General features: G+C 41.0%; 12 protein-coding genes and 1 pseudogene. 7 read left to right on the top strand and 6 right to left on the bottom strand.

The genetic code is table 11. The features are described 5' to 3' along the window. Positions 1–117: pseudogene (locus BQ7314_RS16185) on the top strand (IS30 family transposase); the annotation flags it as partial. 14 nt (positions 118–131) lie between these two features. Further along, positions 132–785, top strand: a complete 654-nt coding sequence (locus BQ7314_RS14250; RefSeq protein WP_174484360.1) for an NAD-binding protein — start codon at positions 132–134, stop codon at positions 783–785. Between the two features lie 233 nt (positions 786–1,018). On the opposite strand, the gene pyk is transcribed toward BQ7314_RS14250, so the two are convergent. The 3 genes from pyk to pckA form a co-directional block, all read right to left on the bottom strand. Beyond that, positions 1,019–2,467: a pyruvate kinase gene (gene pyk, locus BQ7314_RS14245; RefSeq protein ID WP_174484359.1), complete on the bottom strand. Its 1,449-nt coding sequence runs from the start codon at positions 2,465–2,467 to the stop codon at positions 1,019–1,021. A gap of 97 nt (positions 2,468–2,564) precedes the next feature. Further along, positions 2,565–3,578, bottom strand: a complete 1,014-nt coding sequence (gap, locus tag BQ7314_RS14240; RefSeq protein WP_174484358.1) for a type I glyceraldehyde-3-phosphate dehydrogenase — start codon at positions 3,576–3,578, stop codon at positions 2,565–2,567. Positions 3,579–3,764: 186 nt separating this feature from the next. Next, complete coding sequence (pckA, locus tag BQ7314_RS14235) at positions 3,765–5,345, bottom strand: phosphoenolpyruvate carboxykinase (ATP) (protein ID WP_174484357.1); 1,581 nt, start codon at positions 5,343–5,345, stop codon at positions 3,765–3,767. A gap of 216 nt (positions 5,346–5,561) precedes the next feature. Here pckA and BQ7314_RS14230 point away from each other — a divergent pair, with 216 nt between their 5' ends. Next, complete coding sequence (locus BQ7314_RS14230) at positions 5,562–6,326, top strand: inositol monophosphatase family protein (RefSeq protein ID WP_174484356.1); 765 nt, start codon at positions 5,562–5,564, stop codon at positions 6,324–6,326. A gap of 130 nt (positions 6,327–6,456) precedes the next feature. Here BQ7314_RS14230 and BQ7314_RS14225 read toward each other — a convergent pair whose 3' ends face one another. Continuing rightward, on the bottom strand, positions 6,457–7,437 hold the full coding sequence (locus BQ7314_RS14225) for a malate dehydrogenase (protein WP_174484355.1): 981 nt from the start codon (positions 7,435–7,437) through the stop codon (positions 6,457–6,459). Between the two features lie 213 nt (positions 7,438–7,650). Here BQ7314_RS14225 and BQ7314_RS14220 point away from each other — a divergent pair, with 213 nt between their 5' ends. The 4 genes from BQ7314_RS14220 (at position 7,651) to BQ7314_RS14205 (ending at position 13,043) form a co-directional block, all read left to right on the top strand. Next, a complete protein-coding gene (locus tag BQ7314_RS14220) occupies positions 7,651–8,508 on the top strand; it encodes an NADP-dependent methylenetetrahydromethanopterin/methylenetetrahydrofolate dehydrogenase (protein WP_174484354.1) in 858 nt (285 codons plus the stop codon). A 13-nt stretch (positions 8,509–8,521) separates the two neighbouring features. Then, complete coding sequence (locus BQ7314_RS14215) at positions 8,522–9,889, top strand: glycerate kinase type-2 family protein (protein ID WP_174484353.1); 1,368 nt, start codon at positions 8,522–8,524, stop codon at positions 9,887–9,889. Positions 9,890–9,914: 25 nt separating this feature from the next. After that, positions 9,915–11,171 (top strand): serine hydroxymethyltransferase, encoded by a 1,257-nt coding sequence (glyA, locus tag BQ7314_RS14210; RefSeq protein ID WP_174484352.1) that lies wholly within the window; start codon positions 9,915–9,917, stop codon positions 11,169–11,171. Between the two features lie 198 nt (positions 11,172–11,369). Next, the gene (locus BQ7314_RS14205; RefSeq protein ID WP_174484351.1) at positions 11,370–13,043 is read left to right on the top strand and encodes a formate--tetrahydrofolate ligase; all 1,674 of its coding nucleotides are present in this window, start codon (positions 11,370–11,372) and stop codon (positions 13,041–13,043) included. 157 nt (positions 13,044–13,200) lie between these two features. Here the strand turns inward: BQ7314_RS14205 and BQ7314_RS14200 are convergent, their stop codons facing one another. Further along, positions 13,201–14,034: a DUF2950 family protein gene (locus BQ7314_RS14200; RefSeq protein WP_245395014.1), complete on the bottom strand. Its 834-nt coding sequence runs from the start codon at positions 14,032–14,034 to the stop codon at positions 13,201–13,203. A 154-nt stretch (positions 14,035–14,188) separates the two neighbouring features. Next, the gene (locus tag BQ7314_RS14195; protein WP_174484349.1) at positions 14,189–15,433 is read right to left on the bottom strand and encodes a DUF3300 domain-containing protein; all 1,245 of its coding nucleotides are present in this window, start codon (positions 15,431–15,433) and stop codon (positions 14,189–14,191) included. Positions 15,434–15,810: the final 377 nt, after the last annotated feature.

The raw sequence follows: 15,810 nt of genomic DNA, 5'->3' as shown, positions 1-15,810 counted from the left end.
GATAAGCTTAATAATCGACCTAAAAAATGTCTGAACTACAAAACACCTTATGAAGCTTTTGAAGAGCTAACTGGGGTAGATATAAAAAATTTACTGGGTTATGCACTTATGACTTGAATTCAGGTGACTTGTTGTTTCAACAATTACTGCTTATCGTTTTGCTCAGCATGCTGGTCACACCACTACTGGCATACCTTGCTCAACGCCTAATTAAATCTGAAGGCGCACTAGAAACACAAGAGCCTGAACCCGCTATGGAAAGCAACACGCCCATAGTGCTTGCAGGGTTTGGTCGCGTAGGGCATCGCATCGGTGAAATCCTATCTCTCTCTGGTTATACCTATGTCGCCTTAGATTCCGATGCTGCCATTGTAGAAAGAGAACGTGCCAATGGTTTTCCGGTTTTTTATGGTGATGTCCGTAACCCCGAAGTATTAAAGTCCATCGGCGCAGAACATGCAAAAGTTATCCTCGTTACCGTCAATGACCCAGAAGCAACCGAAAAATTAGTCGCATCATTATGTACATCCTATCCCCATAGGAAAATTTTCGTACGCGGACACAGCCTGACTCAGTGTCTTGAATTACGCAGTTTAGGCGCTGATGGCGCAGTCTCGGAATATGTTGAAGTCAGCATAGAGCTAGCACGTATGGCATTAGATAATGTCGGCGTCAGTGAACAAGAACAGAAAACCGTCTTGGGCGGCTTTAGGGATAAATACTATGCTGAAATTAATAATGGACTCAGTGTAGAAAAAATAAAAATTCAAGACATACAAACCTGATATTTGATAAGCTAAAACCAGAAATAATCGACACTCAATGTAACGCCTTATTATCCACAGGCTGGTATATGATGACAATAGGAGCGCATCACATAAACGATGCGCTTCGTTCCTCAGCGCACCCTACAACATTCTTTATACCCCGCGTCCATATTGCTAGTCTTTTTGCCTATCTTCAGCACTGTATAAACATTTGTGTTCGCGGTTACGGGGGTTACTATAAGGAGTTTATCTTAAGCTGGGATTAAACCCTCCCCGACCGTCACAACTTTTAAGGCATTTGTACCACCTTCTTGCCCAGTCAAATCACCTTTAGTAATAATAAAAGTATCACCTTTTTTTGCATAGCCAAGCGTCTTTAACACATCGATAATTTCCCTATTAACCTCTGCATGATCCTGAGCTTCTAGAGAATAATACACCGGAATTACACCACGGTATAAAGTCACTTTACCCAGTGTAGGTTCTTGGCTACTAAAAGCAAAAATCGGTAGGCCAGAACTAATCCGAGACATCCATAAAGGTGTAGCACCTGATTGAGTAAGTGCAATCAACCCCTTTATATTAGTATGGTTGGCAAGATACATTGCTGACATAGCAATTGCCTCATCAACACGAGTGAACTGCGTATCAACTCGGTGCTTGGACTTACGTACACTTTTTTGCTTTTCTGTTTCCAAACAAATACGCGTCATCGCTTCAACCGTTTTCACCGGGTACTTACCCATTGCTGTCTCAGCAGAAAGCATAATGGCATCAGTACCATCTACAACCGCATTAGCAACATCAAATACTTCCGCTCGCGTCGGAATCGGATTATCAATCATTGACTCCATCATCTGCGTTGCAGTAATAACCGCCCTATTTAACTGCCTAGCACGCCTGATTAATTGCTTTTGCGCAGCCGGTAAATTAGCATCGCCAATTTCCACGCCTAAATCACCACGCGCAACCATAATGACATCAGAAGCTAGAATAATTTCATCCATTACCTCCATAGCTTCTGCACGCTCTATTTTAGCAACTAAACTTGCATAACAGCCCGCCTCATTTAAAAGTTTACGCGCATAATGCATATCATCAGCAGAACGAGGAAAAGAAATTGCTACAAAATCAGCATTTATGGCTGCAATCGTTTGTATATCATCAATATCTTTTTCTGTTAATGCCGCTGCAGATAAACCGCCACCTAATAGATTAATACCTTTGTTATTGGATAATTGACCGCCAACCACGACGATACAATTAACTCGCCCATGCTCAACATTGACCACATCTAAAACAATACGCCCATCATCAAGCAATAAGCGACTACCTTCAACGACTTCATTAGCTAAAGGCTCATAAGTAATCCCAACTTGACCATGATCACCTTCGTTTTCACCTAAATTTATATCTAAAGCAAACTTCTGCCCTTCATTTAGCCAAACTTTATCATTGGCAAAGCGCGCAATACGAATTTTTGGTCCTTGTAAATCAGCCAGAATTCCTACGCGATAACCTGTCTTGTCAATAATGGCACGGACATTATTAGCACGATCAATATGATCTTGAGCAGAGCCGTGAGAAAAATTTAAGCGTACGACATCAATACCCGCCCAAAATAATTTCTCTAATACTTCAAGGTCGTCTGTAGCAGGACCTAAGGTCGCCACAATTTTAGTTCTTTTTAAAATACGCATATAGAGCAAGCCCAACTAATTTAAGTGACAACAAAAGCGCAGATATAACCAACTATATCTGCGCCCTAAATAAATAACTTCTAATATAAATTGTTAATTATTTAGCATTCATCAAAGCAACCGTAGTATCTAACATACGGTTTGAAAAACCCCACTCATTATCATACCAAGACAGCACTTTAACTAAAACGCCACCGGTTACTTTAGTAAAGCTAGATTCATAAGTTGAAGACGCGGGGTCATGATTAAAATCCATAGATACCAAAGGCTTATCATTAAAACCTAACACACCTTTTAATGGCCCTTCAGATGCTGTTTTTAACAAACCATCAATTTCTTCTTTAGAGGTTGGCCGTGATGCAACAAAAGTCAAATCAACTACCGATACGTTAATCGTAGGTACACGCATCGCAAAGCCATCAAACTTACCAACTAACTCTGGGAAAACCAAACCAATAGCGGCTGCAGCTCCGGTTTTAGTCGGAATCATTGACTGCGTCGCAGAGCGCGCACGACGTAAATCTTTATGATATACATCGGTTAATACTTGATCATTGGTATAAGAATGAATCGTAGTCATTAGCCCCGTCTCAATGCCTATACCCGTTAACAAAGGTTTAACTAAAGGCGCAAGGCAATTGGTCGTACAAGAGGCATTAGAAATAACCGTATCCGATGCTTTTAAAGTATCGTGGTTTACGCCATAAACAATAGTTGCATCAACGTCATTACCACCTGGGGCAGAAATAATCACTTTTTTAGCACCTGCAGATAAGTGAGCCGAAGCTTTTTCTTTAGTCGCAAAAAAACCAGTACATTCATGAACAACATCTACACCTAGTTCAGTCCACGGTAGCTTTGATGGGTCTCTTTCTGCTAATACGCGAATCCTATCGCCGTCAATAATCATATAGTCGCCATCCATAGTAACTTCAAATGGAAATTTCCCATGCACTGAATCATATTGCGTTAAATGTGCATTCGTTGCTGTGTCACCTAAATCATTGATCGCAACAACCTCTACTTCAGCTTTACGGTTTGCTTCATAGATTGCACGTACGACACAACGACCAATCCGACCGTAACCATTAATTGCAATTTTAATCGCCATCGAGTTTTCTCCTAAAGATAAATGTAAAAAATGTTAATACGCAAAAAATCTATACGTCATAATATTGAAAACTATAACAACTGCTAAGGAATTCGTCTATTGAATTAAACTTCAGCAACATAAAAAAGGGAGAGTCAACTTATGTCGACTCTCCCTTTATTGATATTTCTTAGGCTTCAGCCTAACTTATATCTGTGGCCCTGCTTTAGTAAAGTCAAAACCATTATTACTATCAGTATATTTTTTAAAGTTCTTGATAAATAGCCCAGCTAATTTTTCTGCAGTTGTATCATAACTTTCCTTATCTTCCCAAGCATTACGCGGATTTAATAAGCTTGTCTCAACACCCCCCAGAGTTTTAGGTATATGCAACTGAAAGAAAGGTACTGTTTCAAATTCAGAATCATTGATACTACCATCTAAAATTGCATTAATACAAGCCCGCGTCCCTTTAATACTCATCCTACTACCTACGCCATAACCACCACCAACCCAGCCTGTATTAACTAGATAAGCATTAACGCTATGCTCCTCCATTTTTTCACCTAGTAATTTAGCATAGACTGTTGGATGCAAAGGTAAGAAAGCCTCACCAAAACAAGCGGAAAAAGCGGTAACAGGCTCAGTAATACCTCGTTCTGTACCAGCTACCTTTGCTGTATAACCAGATAAGAAATAATACATTGCTTGCTCTTTAGTTAATTTAGAGACGGGCGGCAAAACACCAAAAGCATCACAACTTAAAAAGATAATATTGCGTGGCATACCTGCTTGTAAGCTCGCTCTATGATTTTCTATATGATGAATTGGGTAAGAAACACGAGTATTTTCTGTTTTCGATTTATCCGTAAAATCAACGATACCATCATCATCAGCCACGACATTTTCTAGTAAAGCGCCATGCTTAATTGCACCATAAATTTCAGGCTCGTTTTCGGCAGAAAGGTCAATTGTTTTTGCATAACACCCGCCTTCAAAATTGAATACACCATCATCATCCCAACCATGCTCATCATCACCGATTAATTCACGTGCTGAATCGGTCGAAAGTGTTGTTTTACCAGTGCCTGATAGACCAAAGAATAACGCAACATCGCCCTCTTTACCGACATTGGCACTACAGTGCATTGATAAAACTCCTTTCAATGGTAACCAGTAATTCATCATGGTAAAGATGCCTTTCTTCATCTCACCGCCATACCAAGTGCCACCGATAATGGCGACATTTTTTTCTATATTGAAAATAACAAACACTTCAGAATTAAGTCCGTGCTTTTGCCATTTTTCATTTTTCATATTACTCGCGTTATAAACACGAAAATCAGGTGCAAAATTCTCTAGTTCATCCTCCTTGGGAGGGATAAACATGTTTTTGACAAAGTGTGATTGCCATGCAAATTCAGTAATAAAGCGTACAGATTTACGTGATGTTACACTTGCCCCTGAATAGCCATCCGTAACATAAAGATCTTTATCAGATAAATAATCAATAACATCATCATAGATCTCATCAAAGTGCTCGCACGAAATAGGTTTATTAACAGCTCCCCAAGAAATATTCTCTTTTGATGGAGATTGCTCTACAAAATATTTATCTTTTGGCGATCGGCCAGTAAAAATACCCGTATCGACCATCATAGCACCGCTACTAGCAACCTTGCCTTCTTTGTTCTTTAGCTCATGCTCAAATAACTCATCGTGACTTAGGTTATGATAAATACTTGCTATACTTTTTAAACCTAAACTCTCTGCACTCAATCCACTCATCAAAAGCCTCTCTTATAGACGACACTCAGGTCATCATTATTTATTATTTGTCTCGGTAATCCATTACGACAGGAAAGTATTGTGGCTCAACTATATAGGAAATCATTTTAGCGTTCAAGATTTTAGCCACAACACGTCAATAAAATGCATACATAAGTAACTTCAAGTTATTGCTATACTATCGCTTCCACTAATTTATTTCACGAGCCATTATCCATGACAGTATCACTAAGCACGCTAGAAGTTATTATCCGCGAAGCGGGTGACATCGCCTTAAGCTACTTCAATGACCTACAAAATTTAGAAATATCACAAAAAAGTCCCAGAGACTTTGTTACTGCTGCCGACGTTTCCGTTGAAAAATTTTTACAAGCTGAATTAGGCAAACACTACCCAGAGTATGGTTTTTGGGGAGAAGAAAGTGGACAAAGTAACAATCAAACTAAACGCTGGATCGTTGACCCTATCGATGGCACCCACTCATTTGCTAAAGGCCAATATTATTGGTCAATCAGTGTTGCCTTAGAGCTTGATCAAGAATTGATTGTTGGTGCTGTCTTCGCACCTGCTTTAAATGATTATTATTGCGCTGAAAAAGGCAAGGGGGCATTTAAAAATGGTAAGAAAATACAAGTATCCAATGAAACCGACCTAGGCAACTCAATGATTGGTACTGGTTTTGCTTGTTTACGCTCCCACCTAGAAGACAATAATCTAGAGCGTTTTTGTCGCATTGCACAAAAAACGACGGGGCAACGACGTTTAGGTTCTGCTGCTATGGATTTATGCTTAGTGGCAGATGGTCAGCTAGATGCTTTCTGGGAACAAGAATTGAATTTATACGATATTGCTGCCGGCGCTTTAATTGTCCAAGAAGCGGGGGGCACTATAACTGACTTCAAAGGTAATCCCGGCATTTACCCCAAACAAATCCTAGTGAGCAATGGCAAAATTTTAAATGAGCTTCTCACCTTAATGTAAAAAGAAACGCTATCATGAAATTCCATAAATAAAGGCGACAGAATAGCCGCCTTTATTTATGGGGCTTTGCAGTTAGAAATAATTTTTTATAAATCCAAGACTTTAGGCCATACACCTCTAACAGTAAACTTTATAGCAAATGTCGAATCGTCATACGCTCTTCTTTTAATTCCTGCTCAGTTGCTTGCATACGCTCCAGGCTAAATTCTTCTATTTTCAAATCATTAACAATGGACGCTTCGCCATCTACAGCAACACGCACAGGAAAAGAGTAAAACAAACCTTTTTCAATACCATAACTACCGTCAGAGGCCACGGCCATACTAACCCAGTCATCACCTTTAGTCCCTAAAGCCCAAGCCCGCATCTGAACAATAGCAGCATGCGCGGCTGAGGCGGCGCTTGACAGCCCACGCGCCTCAAGGATAGCTCCCCCTCGATGCTGCACTGTGGGAATAAAATCCTCCGTAATCCATGCATCGTCAACCAAAGCAAAAGCCTTCTGCCCTTTCACAGTTGCATGATGCAAGTCAGGATACTGGGTTTCTGAATGATTACCCCAAACAATTATATTTTTTATATCTTTAGAGCGCACGCCACACTTTTCAGCCAATTGATTAATCGCCCTATTATGATCGAGCATAGTCATACCTGCAAAACAACTAGAATTTAAGTCTGGTGCATTAGATTGGGTAATCAAAGCATTAGTATTTGCAGGGTTACCTGTTACTAACACTTTTACATGTCTACTAGCGACTGCATTTAATGCCTTACCTTGCTCAGCAAAAATAACCGCATTACTTTCAAGCAAGTCTTTTCTTTTCATCCCTGTTTTGCGTGGCTTTGCTCCCACTAAGAAGACATAGTCAGCACCATTAAAAGCAAGCTTTGAATCATCGGTAGAAATCACTTTTTGCAATAAGGGGTAAGCACAATCGTTTAACTCCATAACGACACCAAGCAACTTATCCAATACAGAGGTGACCTCTAGCAAGCGCAATATGATCGGTTGCTCCAAACCAAATAATTCACCAGAGGCAATGCGAAACAACAAAGAATAACTTATCTGCCCTGCTGCGCCGGTAACGGCTATAACTATGGGTGTTTTCATCTACTTTCCTATATCGGCTTACGCTTACTTAATTTATACAAAAATCCATAACCTCATCACCCCAATGTAATAAGCAATTTTTCAGTACCAAGCAACAAACAAAAACCTTAGCTCCACAGTACGACAATTCAGGCTGAACTTATTTTATGCGTTATAATAGCGCTATTTTATACTCGTTTAAACGCATTATTGTGGCATTTTTTAGGTAGTTTAATGAAAAAACTGTTATTTCAATTTGATACTGACACCCATCCCTCTGTTTTTGATAGCGTTGTTGCCTATGATGGCGGTGCTGATCATGTGATTGGTCATGGTAATCTAACGCCTGAAAATGTACGTGCTTTAGTTGAAGGCACTATTTTCACCCGCCCCCCTAAAGATAAAAAAAACACTGCAATTTTCGTTGGCGGTAGCGATATGGCAGCCGGACAAGTACTGTTTAACGCGGTGCGCTCTTACTTTTTCCCTGGCTTTCAAGTCTCAGTCATGCTCGACAGTAATGGCAGCAACACCACAGCCGCTGCAGTAGTCGCTAAATTAGCCAGCAGTGGCACATTAATAGGCAAACAAGCCGTCGTACTAGCAGGTACGGGGCCTGTTGGTCAGCGAGCGGCCGTGATGCTTGCTGAAGAAGGCGCTCACGTCACGATAGTATCGCGCAGCTTAGCCAACTCAGAAAAAGCATGCTTAACTATGAAAGAGCGTTTTAATGTCGATTTATCAGCGGCCGAAGCAAGCGATAGTGATGCGCGAGGTGACGCTATTAAAAACGCCAACATCGTGTTAGCAACCGGAGCTGCAGGTATTGAACTATTAAAGCCTGAGCACTGGCAAAACAACCCTAATTTAGAAATGTTGGCCGATGCTAATGCTACGCCACCTATCGGCATAGGTGGCACTGACATGCTGGATAAAGGTATTGACCGCCATGGTAAAATTATCTGGGGTGCTATTGGTTTTGGTGCTTTCAAGCTAGCCTTGCACCGCGCCTGTATCGCTCGGTTATTTGAGGATAACAAGCAAGTTTTGGATGCTGAATTAATTTTCAAATTAGCTAAAGAAATGGCATAATGAAAAATAATCCATGACGCAAGCGACTAATGACTTACGCCAAGATGCTCTCGCTATTTTTCAAGCAGGCATTCAAGCGGCTGATCCCTATTCAGCTGTTAAGCGTTGCTTGCAAAGTGATGGTGAGCAATTAGACATCGCTTTAGATTTAGATAATAGAGCCAAGCGTAGTGGCAACTGGCAAAAAATTTATGTTATTGCCTTTGGTAAAGCTGCCTGCTCTATGGCAAAAGCAGCGCAAGAAATCATCCCCGCTCAGCTTTTAGCACAACCCATTCTTGCTATTACCAATTACGAAAATGTTACCGAACTAGCTAATATTGAAATACTCGGTGCCAATCACCCACTCCCAGACCAGGCTGGTTTTGTAGCAGCACAGCGCATTGCAAAAATAGCACAACAAGCACAACAAGGTGAGCTTGTTTTAGCCTTAGTTTCCGGTGGTGGTTCTGCGCTTATCCCCCTCCCTGCTGACGGCATTAGCTTGAATGAAAAAATAGCAACCACTGATTTATTACTTGCCTCTGGTGCAACCATTAATGAAATAAATTGCGTACGCAAACATTTATCACAAATCAAAGGCGGTGGCTTAGCAAAATTTACTGCTCCCGCTGATTTACATGCACTTATTTTATCTGACGTACTTAGTGATGAGTTAAGCGATATCGCCAGCGGCCCAACTATTGCTGATGACACGACGTTTAACGATGCCATACAAGTATTCAAAGACAAGAACATTTGGCATAAAATAACGCAAAATGTACAAACCCATTTAGAAAATGGCGCGCAAGGCATTATCAGCGAAACAGCTAAAACAGGTGATGCTATTTTCAATAACACGGGTCACACACTATGCGGCAGTAACACCATTAGCCTACAAGCCACTAGCCAAATGGCTCAAAACCTGGCTTACGACCTGCATTTATACAGCGACCAACTTAGCGGCGAAGCCAAACACATTGCAGAAGATTTAGTTATCTACGCTCAAGCATTACTATCTAGTGGCATAAATAAGCCCAATGCAATTTTAGCGGGCGGCGAAACCACGGTAACTATTACAGGAACAGGACTAGGCGGACGCAATCAAGAAATGGCACTAGCCTTTGCAATCGCCGCCGAAAAGCACCAACTTAACGCAAATTGGGTGTTTTTAAGTGGTGGCACTGATGGTCGTGACGGCCCGACTGATGCCGCAGGTGGCATAGTTGACCAACAAACTATAGCACGTATGCGCAACGCAACTATTGAGCCTAAACAATATTTAGCCAATAATGATGCCTATCACGCTTTACAAATATCCGAGGATTTGCTCATCACAGGTGCAACCGGCACTAATGTCGCTGACCTACAAATATTGCTTATCCAACCACAGCTTACATAAAACATTCCCAATTAAGGAAACCACCATGTTTAAAAAATCAATGTCTATTGCGGGTTTTGACGATGAACTCTTCCAAGCGATTGAAGAGGAACGTCAACGCCAAGAAGACCATATAGAATTAATTGCCTCAGAAAACTACACCAGCCCACGCGTCATGGAAGCTCAAGGCACACTATTAACTAATAAATATGCAGAAGGTTATCCGGGCAAACGTTATTATGGTGGCTGCGAATATGTCGATAAAGCAGAACAACTAGCGATAGACCGCGCAAAGGAATTATTTGGTGCGGATTACGCTAACGTGCAGCCTCACTCTGGTTCGCAAGCTAACATGGCCGTGTTTATGGCATTAATTCAGCCTGGCGACACAATCCTAGGTTTAAGTCTTGCTGATGGCGGGCATTTAACCCATGGTGCAAAACCTAATTTTTCTGGCAAAATCTACCACGCAGTACAGTACGGTTTAGATTATGAAACAGGTGAAATTGATTACGACCAAGTGGAAGCACTTGCTTTAGAGCACAAACCTAAAGTACTCGTTGCTGGATTTTCTGCTTATTCACGCATCTGGGATTGGCAGCGTTTTAGAGAGATTGCTGATAAAGTCGGTGCTTATTTATTTGTTGATATGGCGCATGTTGCTGGCTTAGTCGCTGCCGGTTTATATCCAAATCCAGTCCCTATTGCTGATGTCGTCACCAGTACCACGCATAAATCATTACGTGGCCCACGCGGTGGTTTGATCTTGTGTAAAAGCAACCCTGAACTAGAGAAAAAATTTAATTCTAATATTTTCCCTGGTATCCAAGGCGGTCCATTAATGCATGTAATTGCAGCAAAAGCCGTTGCCTTTAAAGAAGCTTTACAACCTGAATTCAAAACTTATCAAAAACAAGTCATTAAAAATGCGCAAGCTATGGCTACCGTATTTATAGACCGTGGTTTCGATGTTGTTTCTGGCGGTACAGATAACCACCTAATGCTGGTGTCATTAATCCCCAAAGGTATCACCGGTAAAGCTGCTGATGCAGCCTTAGGTTTAGCACACATCACGGTCAATAAAAATGCCGTACCCAATGACCCAGAATCACCCTTCGTCACTAGTGGCATCCGCATAGGTACGCCCGCACCAACATCAAGAGGCTTTAAAGAAAACGAAGTTACTGACATTGCCAACTGGATGTGTGATGTCATGGAAAATCTAGAAGATGAAACGATCATTACCGCAGTACGTGAAAAAGTGCATGCTTTATGCAAGCACTTTCCTGTTTATCGCGATTAAATGATGTGTAGGTTGGCTTACCCAGCAAAACACAGATAACAGAACCCAACATTTCTTAGTAGCATTATTGTTCGGTTACGTTTTTATTGCTTCGCAAGAAAAATCTAACCCAACCTACAAAAAAATAAAACCAAAGCCTGCATCATAAAGTAGGCTTTTTACGTTTACCTCACCCTTTATTTACCCGAAAATACAAGCATGTCCGATATAGAAATTGCCCAAAAAGCCAAAATGCAGCCGATTATTAAGTTAGCAGCAGAAAAATTTAATATCCCAGCAGAACACTTAGACCCTTACGGTCACTACAAAGCTAAAATATCACTAGAGTATGTAAATAGCCTAAAAGACCAACAAGACGGCAAACTGATTTTAGTCACCGCCATTAGCCCAACTCCTGCAGGCGAAGGTAAAACCACGACAACCGTTGGTTTAGGCGATGCTATGAACCGCATCGGCAAGAAAACCATTATGTGTTTGCGCGAGCCATCGCTCGGCCCTTGCTTTGGTATGAAAGGCGGCGCGGCTGGTGGTGGTTATTCTCAGGTTGTCCCAATGGAGGATATTAACCTACATTTTACTGGTGATTTTCATGCTATTGGTGTCGCACATAATTTATTATCAGCGATGATTGATAACCATATTAATCACGGTAACGAATTGGGCATAGACTCACGCCGCATAAAGTGGAAACGTGTCGTAGATATGAATGACCGCGCATTACGTCAAATCACTGTCGGTCAAGGCGGCCCTGCAAACGGCTATTGTCGTGAAGATGGCTATGATATTGTGGTTGCTTCAGAAGTGATGGCAATTTTATGTTTAGCCACTAACCGTGCCGACCTAAAAGAACGTCTAGGACGTATCGTTATCGCCTATAAAACAGATAAAATCACACCTGTTTATGCGCGTGATTTGAACGCCCAAGGTGCAATGGCCGCACTATTAAAAGACGCGATCAAACCCAACCTAGTACAAACCCTAGAAAACAACCTAGCCATTATTCATGGTGGACCTTTTGCCAATATCGCACACGGCTGTAATACGGTAACGGCAACTAAAACCGCTTTAAAACTGGCTGATTATGCCATTACTGAAGCAGGATTTGGTGCCGATTTAGGGGCAGAAAAATTTATCGACATTAAATGCCGTATGGCAGGACTTAAGCCCTCAGCTGTTGTCTTAGTAGCAACGGCAAGAGCAATAAAGTCACATGGAGGAGTGAAAAAAGACGAACTAAATAATGAAAACCTAGCCGCAATAGAATCTGGCTTTGCTAATCTGGAACGTCATTTACATAACATCACTGAACACTACGGCTTACCTTGCGTAGTGTGCATCAACCATTTTACTTTTGATACTGAAGCGGAAGTTGCCTTGATTATCAAAAAATGTGAGGCACTCGGTGCAAAATGTATCGTTTCCAAACATTGGGCAGAAGGCGGTGCAGGCGCAGAAGCTTTAGCACAAGAAGTGGTTAATATCGTGGATAATCGCGAGCCAGGCTGTCGTTTTGTGTACGATGAATCATTACCCCTTTGGGACAAAATCGAAGCAATTTCGACTAAATTACACGGTGCAGCAAAGGTTACTGCCAGCCCAAAAGTCAAAGCAGAGGTTAAAGCCCTACAAGCGGAATATGGTCACTTCCCGATTTGTATGGCAAAAACGCAAATGTCATTTTCAACCAATCCGACAGCAATAGGCGCACCATCGGGTCATACGGTAGAAATTACTGAAGTTAGACTAGCTAATGGAGCAGGATTTATTGTTGCAATTGCTGGCAATATGATGACCATGCCAGGTCTACCTAAAACGCCAGCAGCAGAGCGTATTGATATTACTGATGAAGGTGTGATTACGGGGTTGTTTTAAGGAATTTATCTGGAGTGGTGGACAGTAAGAAGTAGCCCACCACTCCAAACTAATATTGAAAATATGACATACACTTATTTTATAAATCATCTTTACCCATTAAGAATATACCCTCACTCTTCTTAGTTACCAGCAAAGCTAAAAATCAATATTTAGCTTATCGTTTATAAACCTCATCAACTGGCTTCCAGTTTAAATCTGGATTAAAAGTAGACATATTTTCAGCAATATTTGTGCTATCCTCACCTAAATCTTGCTCATAGATGATACCTTTATCACTAACTAAAAAACTCATTATGCCACTTTCACCATACTCCTCAGGCCATGCAACTAATGCAAACCCCAGCGTCATATTATTTCCTTGTAAATAACTATAAGCTCCGCCTTGGGCATACTCTCCCTGTGCAGTAAGAATTTTATAATGATAACCGTGAAAACAATTCCCCTGAATACCTTGTAAGAACAATGGACCCAAGGTCTTTTCAGAATTATTTTCCCAATATAGGCCATCATGCATTCCAGAGCCACTAATAAACTTTTGAGCATATTCCAGCACACCATCATTATCATGGTCCAGTTTGACATATTCCATTTGTGCGTCATAAAAGGCTAGTACCGCTGTCATAGCAGCAAGTTCATTTCTACCAATACGACGAATGCGTATGCGCTCAAGGCCTTCTTTAATATCAAAATACCACCCAGATGCCCCCAAAACAATAGGAATAGGCATCACCCACTGCTCTGCACCAACAGCAATTAACATTTTTTTATCGCCATCAGATAACAGTACATGCTCCTTTTCCCAAGCAGTAATATATTTTTTCACATCCTCATTGCTAACTGTATCTACTGGCAGAACTTCTTGATAGTCAGCACCTAATATTTCTTGGAGCAATTTTATATTATTCTGTTTAAGGGCTAATTCGAAAGTGTTGTTAGCTTCCTCTGCTGTAGTAAATACCCTCTGACTGAGAAGTGAAGAGTCCTGCATCACTGTACGATGTAAGTCTGTTTGTGAGCAAGATACTGAGAATAAAAAAATTCCGCTAAGAAGTGTTCCGAATAAGAAATTTCTCATAGCTCGGGATTGAGTAGTCATAATCACTCGAATATTTAAAATTATATAGCTCATTTATTGATTCCTTTTATCTACGACCGCCGCCTCTGCGTGCGCCACCTGAACGAGTTCCACCGCTACTACGTTGCCTAGTCATTGAACGATGACTAGAGTTTCCTCGGTTAATATTCCTCTTAGTTTGCTGCGCGTTACCAACTCCTTGAAACGCATTATTCTGTGATTGTCTTGGTGAATGACTTGCTCTATTTGTTTGCTTAGTAATCCCTGTATTACGACTCGATTTATGCTGTGAAAAATTACGATTAGCCTGGTTAACTGATTCCCGTGCTTTTCTGCCTGCATCTCCTTGTAACTGTTTACGCCCCACACTAGGGCTGACTGCACGCTTATCTAAAGCTGTACGTGCTTGATCGCGTTGTGCATCCCGACCTCTGTAATTCTGGCGCTGCGTAGTACCTGACCGATTACCGGTTTTCTGAAAGTTTGCTTTATTACGAGGTGCCTTATTTCCGCGATTATTAGAATTATGATTCCAAGTTGTATTTCTATTATTAGAATTAATTTTGTTATTAACATTAATACTATTGTATCTATTAACGTTAATATTAACATTGCCATGACCATGCCCCCATGAACAGTTCCCCCATAGAGCATGAGTAATTCCCACTCCTACAGCAAAACCTACTCCTCTCATGACGGCATAACCTGGCGGGTAATAGTACCAAGGCGTATAATGCGGCCACCACCAAGTACCGTAAACAACCGTAGTATTGTAAACAGGGACATAGACAACTTGCGGATCAGCCGGTTCTATGACAATAATCGTTTCTGTCGCCTTTTCTTCTACAATAACCTTTTGCTGCTCAGTCGTTTCAAGATTGCCCTCATCTTTAGCCTTCTTACGTAATTTCTGAACAGTATCCATGACATCTTCAGGGCTTGCCAAAAAAGCATCGCCTACACTTTTTACCCAATCAGGTTGCGTCCCCATCATGCTCAAAACTTGTGGAAATGCGACTAAAGACATTACGCTAGCATCCCAAGGTTTATCTTGAACTGCTTTAACAGCAGCATCACCTTCTTGTTTAGGGTTATCTTTTGACCATTGCACTGCTTCAGTGATATCTGCAGGATAGGTAGTTGCCATTAGGATTTGTGATAGCAATGCATCTGGATATAACGCTATCGGAGCCATCATTTGATCAAGCTCTGCTTTACTAATTTTTTTCTCCTCAGCATAAGACACTCCAAAGGGTAAAAAAATTATAGTGAGCAACAATATATTGCCAAAAATGGCCAACAATCTTTTCATAAATAGTATTCCTTGTATTTATTTGTGTCCGAAAATATTAGACATTGTGCACCTTTAGTCTCAAATTTATTCTTTAAGGTGACTCGAATTCGGCTGATCATCAAGGGAAAGGTAAGCATCTTAAAGAAAATAGTACCATATTCAATAAGCATATAAAAATACACTTAAGAATGAGAGGTTAATAGTACCCTAGAGTATAACACTGGATTTTGGTTTCACGGGTGTGTTACCAATACTGGTGCATAACGAACTAAGTACCCATGTAAAATTAATTTAACCTTTATGAAAAAGCCACTTTATGACTTCCGCCAATATTTTTAAGCACATTGAACAGCTCTCGCTCTAACGACTGATAAGATTCATAGGCTGAAAAAGGG

Source organism: methanotrophic endosymbiont of Bathymodiolus puteoserpentis (Logatchev) (assembly GCF_900128525.1).
Classification (GTDB): domain Bacteria; phylum Pseudomonadota; class Gammaproteobacteria; order Methylococcales; family Methylomonadaceae; genus Methyloprofundus.
The sequence above is the reverse complement of the archived record's forward strand: the minus strand, read 5'-3'. Positions and strand labels throughout refer to the sequence as shown.

What these genes read in the sequence shown, in the direction of transcription:
- pyk (WP_174484359.1), bottom strand. Translation starts at nt 2,467, where the DNA reads ATGCGTATTTTAAAAAGAACTAAAATTGTGGCGACCTTAGGTCCTGCT.
- gap (WP_174484358.1), bottom strand. Translation starts at nt 3,578, where the DNA reads ATGGCGATTAAAATTGCAATTAATGGTTACGGTCGGATTGGTCGTTGT.
- pckA (WP_174484357.1), bottom strand. Translation starts at nt 5,345, where the DNA reads ATGAGTGGATTGAGTGCAGAGAGTTTAGGTTTAAAAAGTATAGCAAGT.
- BQ7314_RS14230 (WP_174484356.1), top strand. Translation starts at nt 5,562, where the DNA reads ATGACAGTATCACTAAGCACGCTAGAAGTTATTATCCGCGAAGCGGGT.
- BQ7314_RS14225 (WP_174484355.1), bottom strand. Translation starts at nt 7,437, where the DNA reads ATGAAAACACCCATAGTTATAGCCGTTACCGGCGCAGCAGGGCAGATA.
- BQ7314_RS14220 (WP_174484354.1), top strand. Translation starts at nt 7,651, where the DNA reads ATGAAAAAACTGTTATTTCAATTTGATACTGACACCCATCCCTCTGTT.
- BQ7314_RS14215 (WP_174484353.1), top strand. Translation starts at nt 8,522, where the DNA reads ATGACGCAAGCGACTAATGACTTACGCCAAGATGCTCTCGCTATTTTT.
- glyA (WP_174484352.1), top strand. Translation starts at nt 9,915, where the DNA reads ATGTTTAAAAAATCAATGTCTATTGCGGGTTTTGACGATGAACTCTTC.
- BQ7314_RS14205 (WP_174484351.1), top strand. Translation starts at nt 11,370, where the DNA reads ATGTCCGATATAGAAATTGCCCAAAAAGCCAAAATGCAGCCGATTATT.
- BQ7314_RS14200 (WP_245395014.1), bottom strand. Translation starts at nt 14,034, where the DNA reads ATGCAGGACTCTTCACTTCTCAGTCAGAGGGTATTTACTACAGCAGAG.
- BQ7314_RS14195 (WP_174484349.1), bottom strand. Translation starts at nt 15,433, where the DNA reads ATGAAAAGATTGTTGGCCATTTTTGGCAATATATTGTTGCTCACTATA.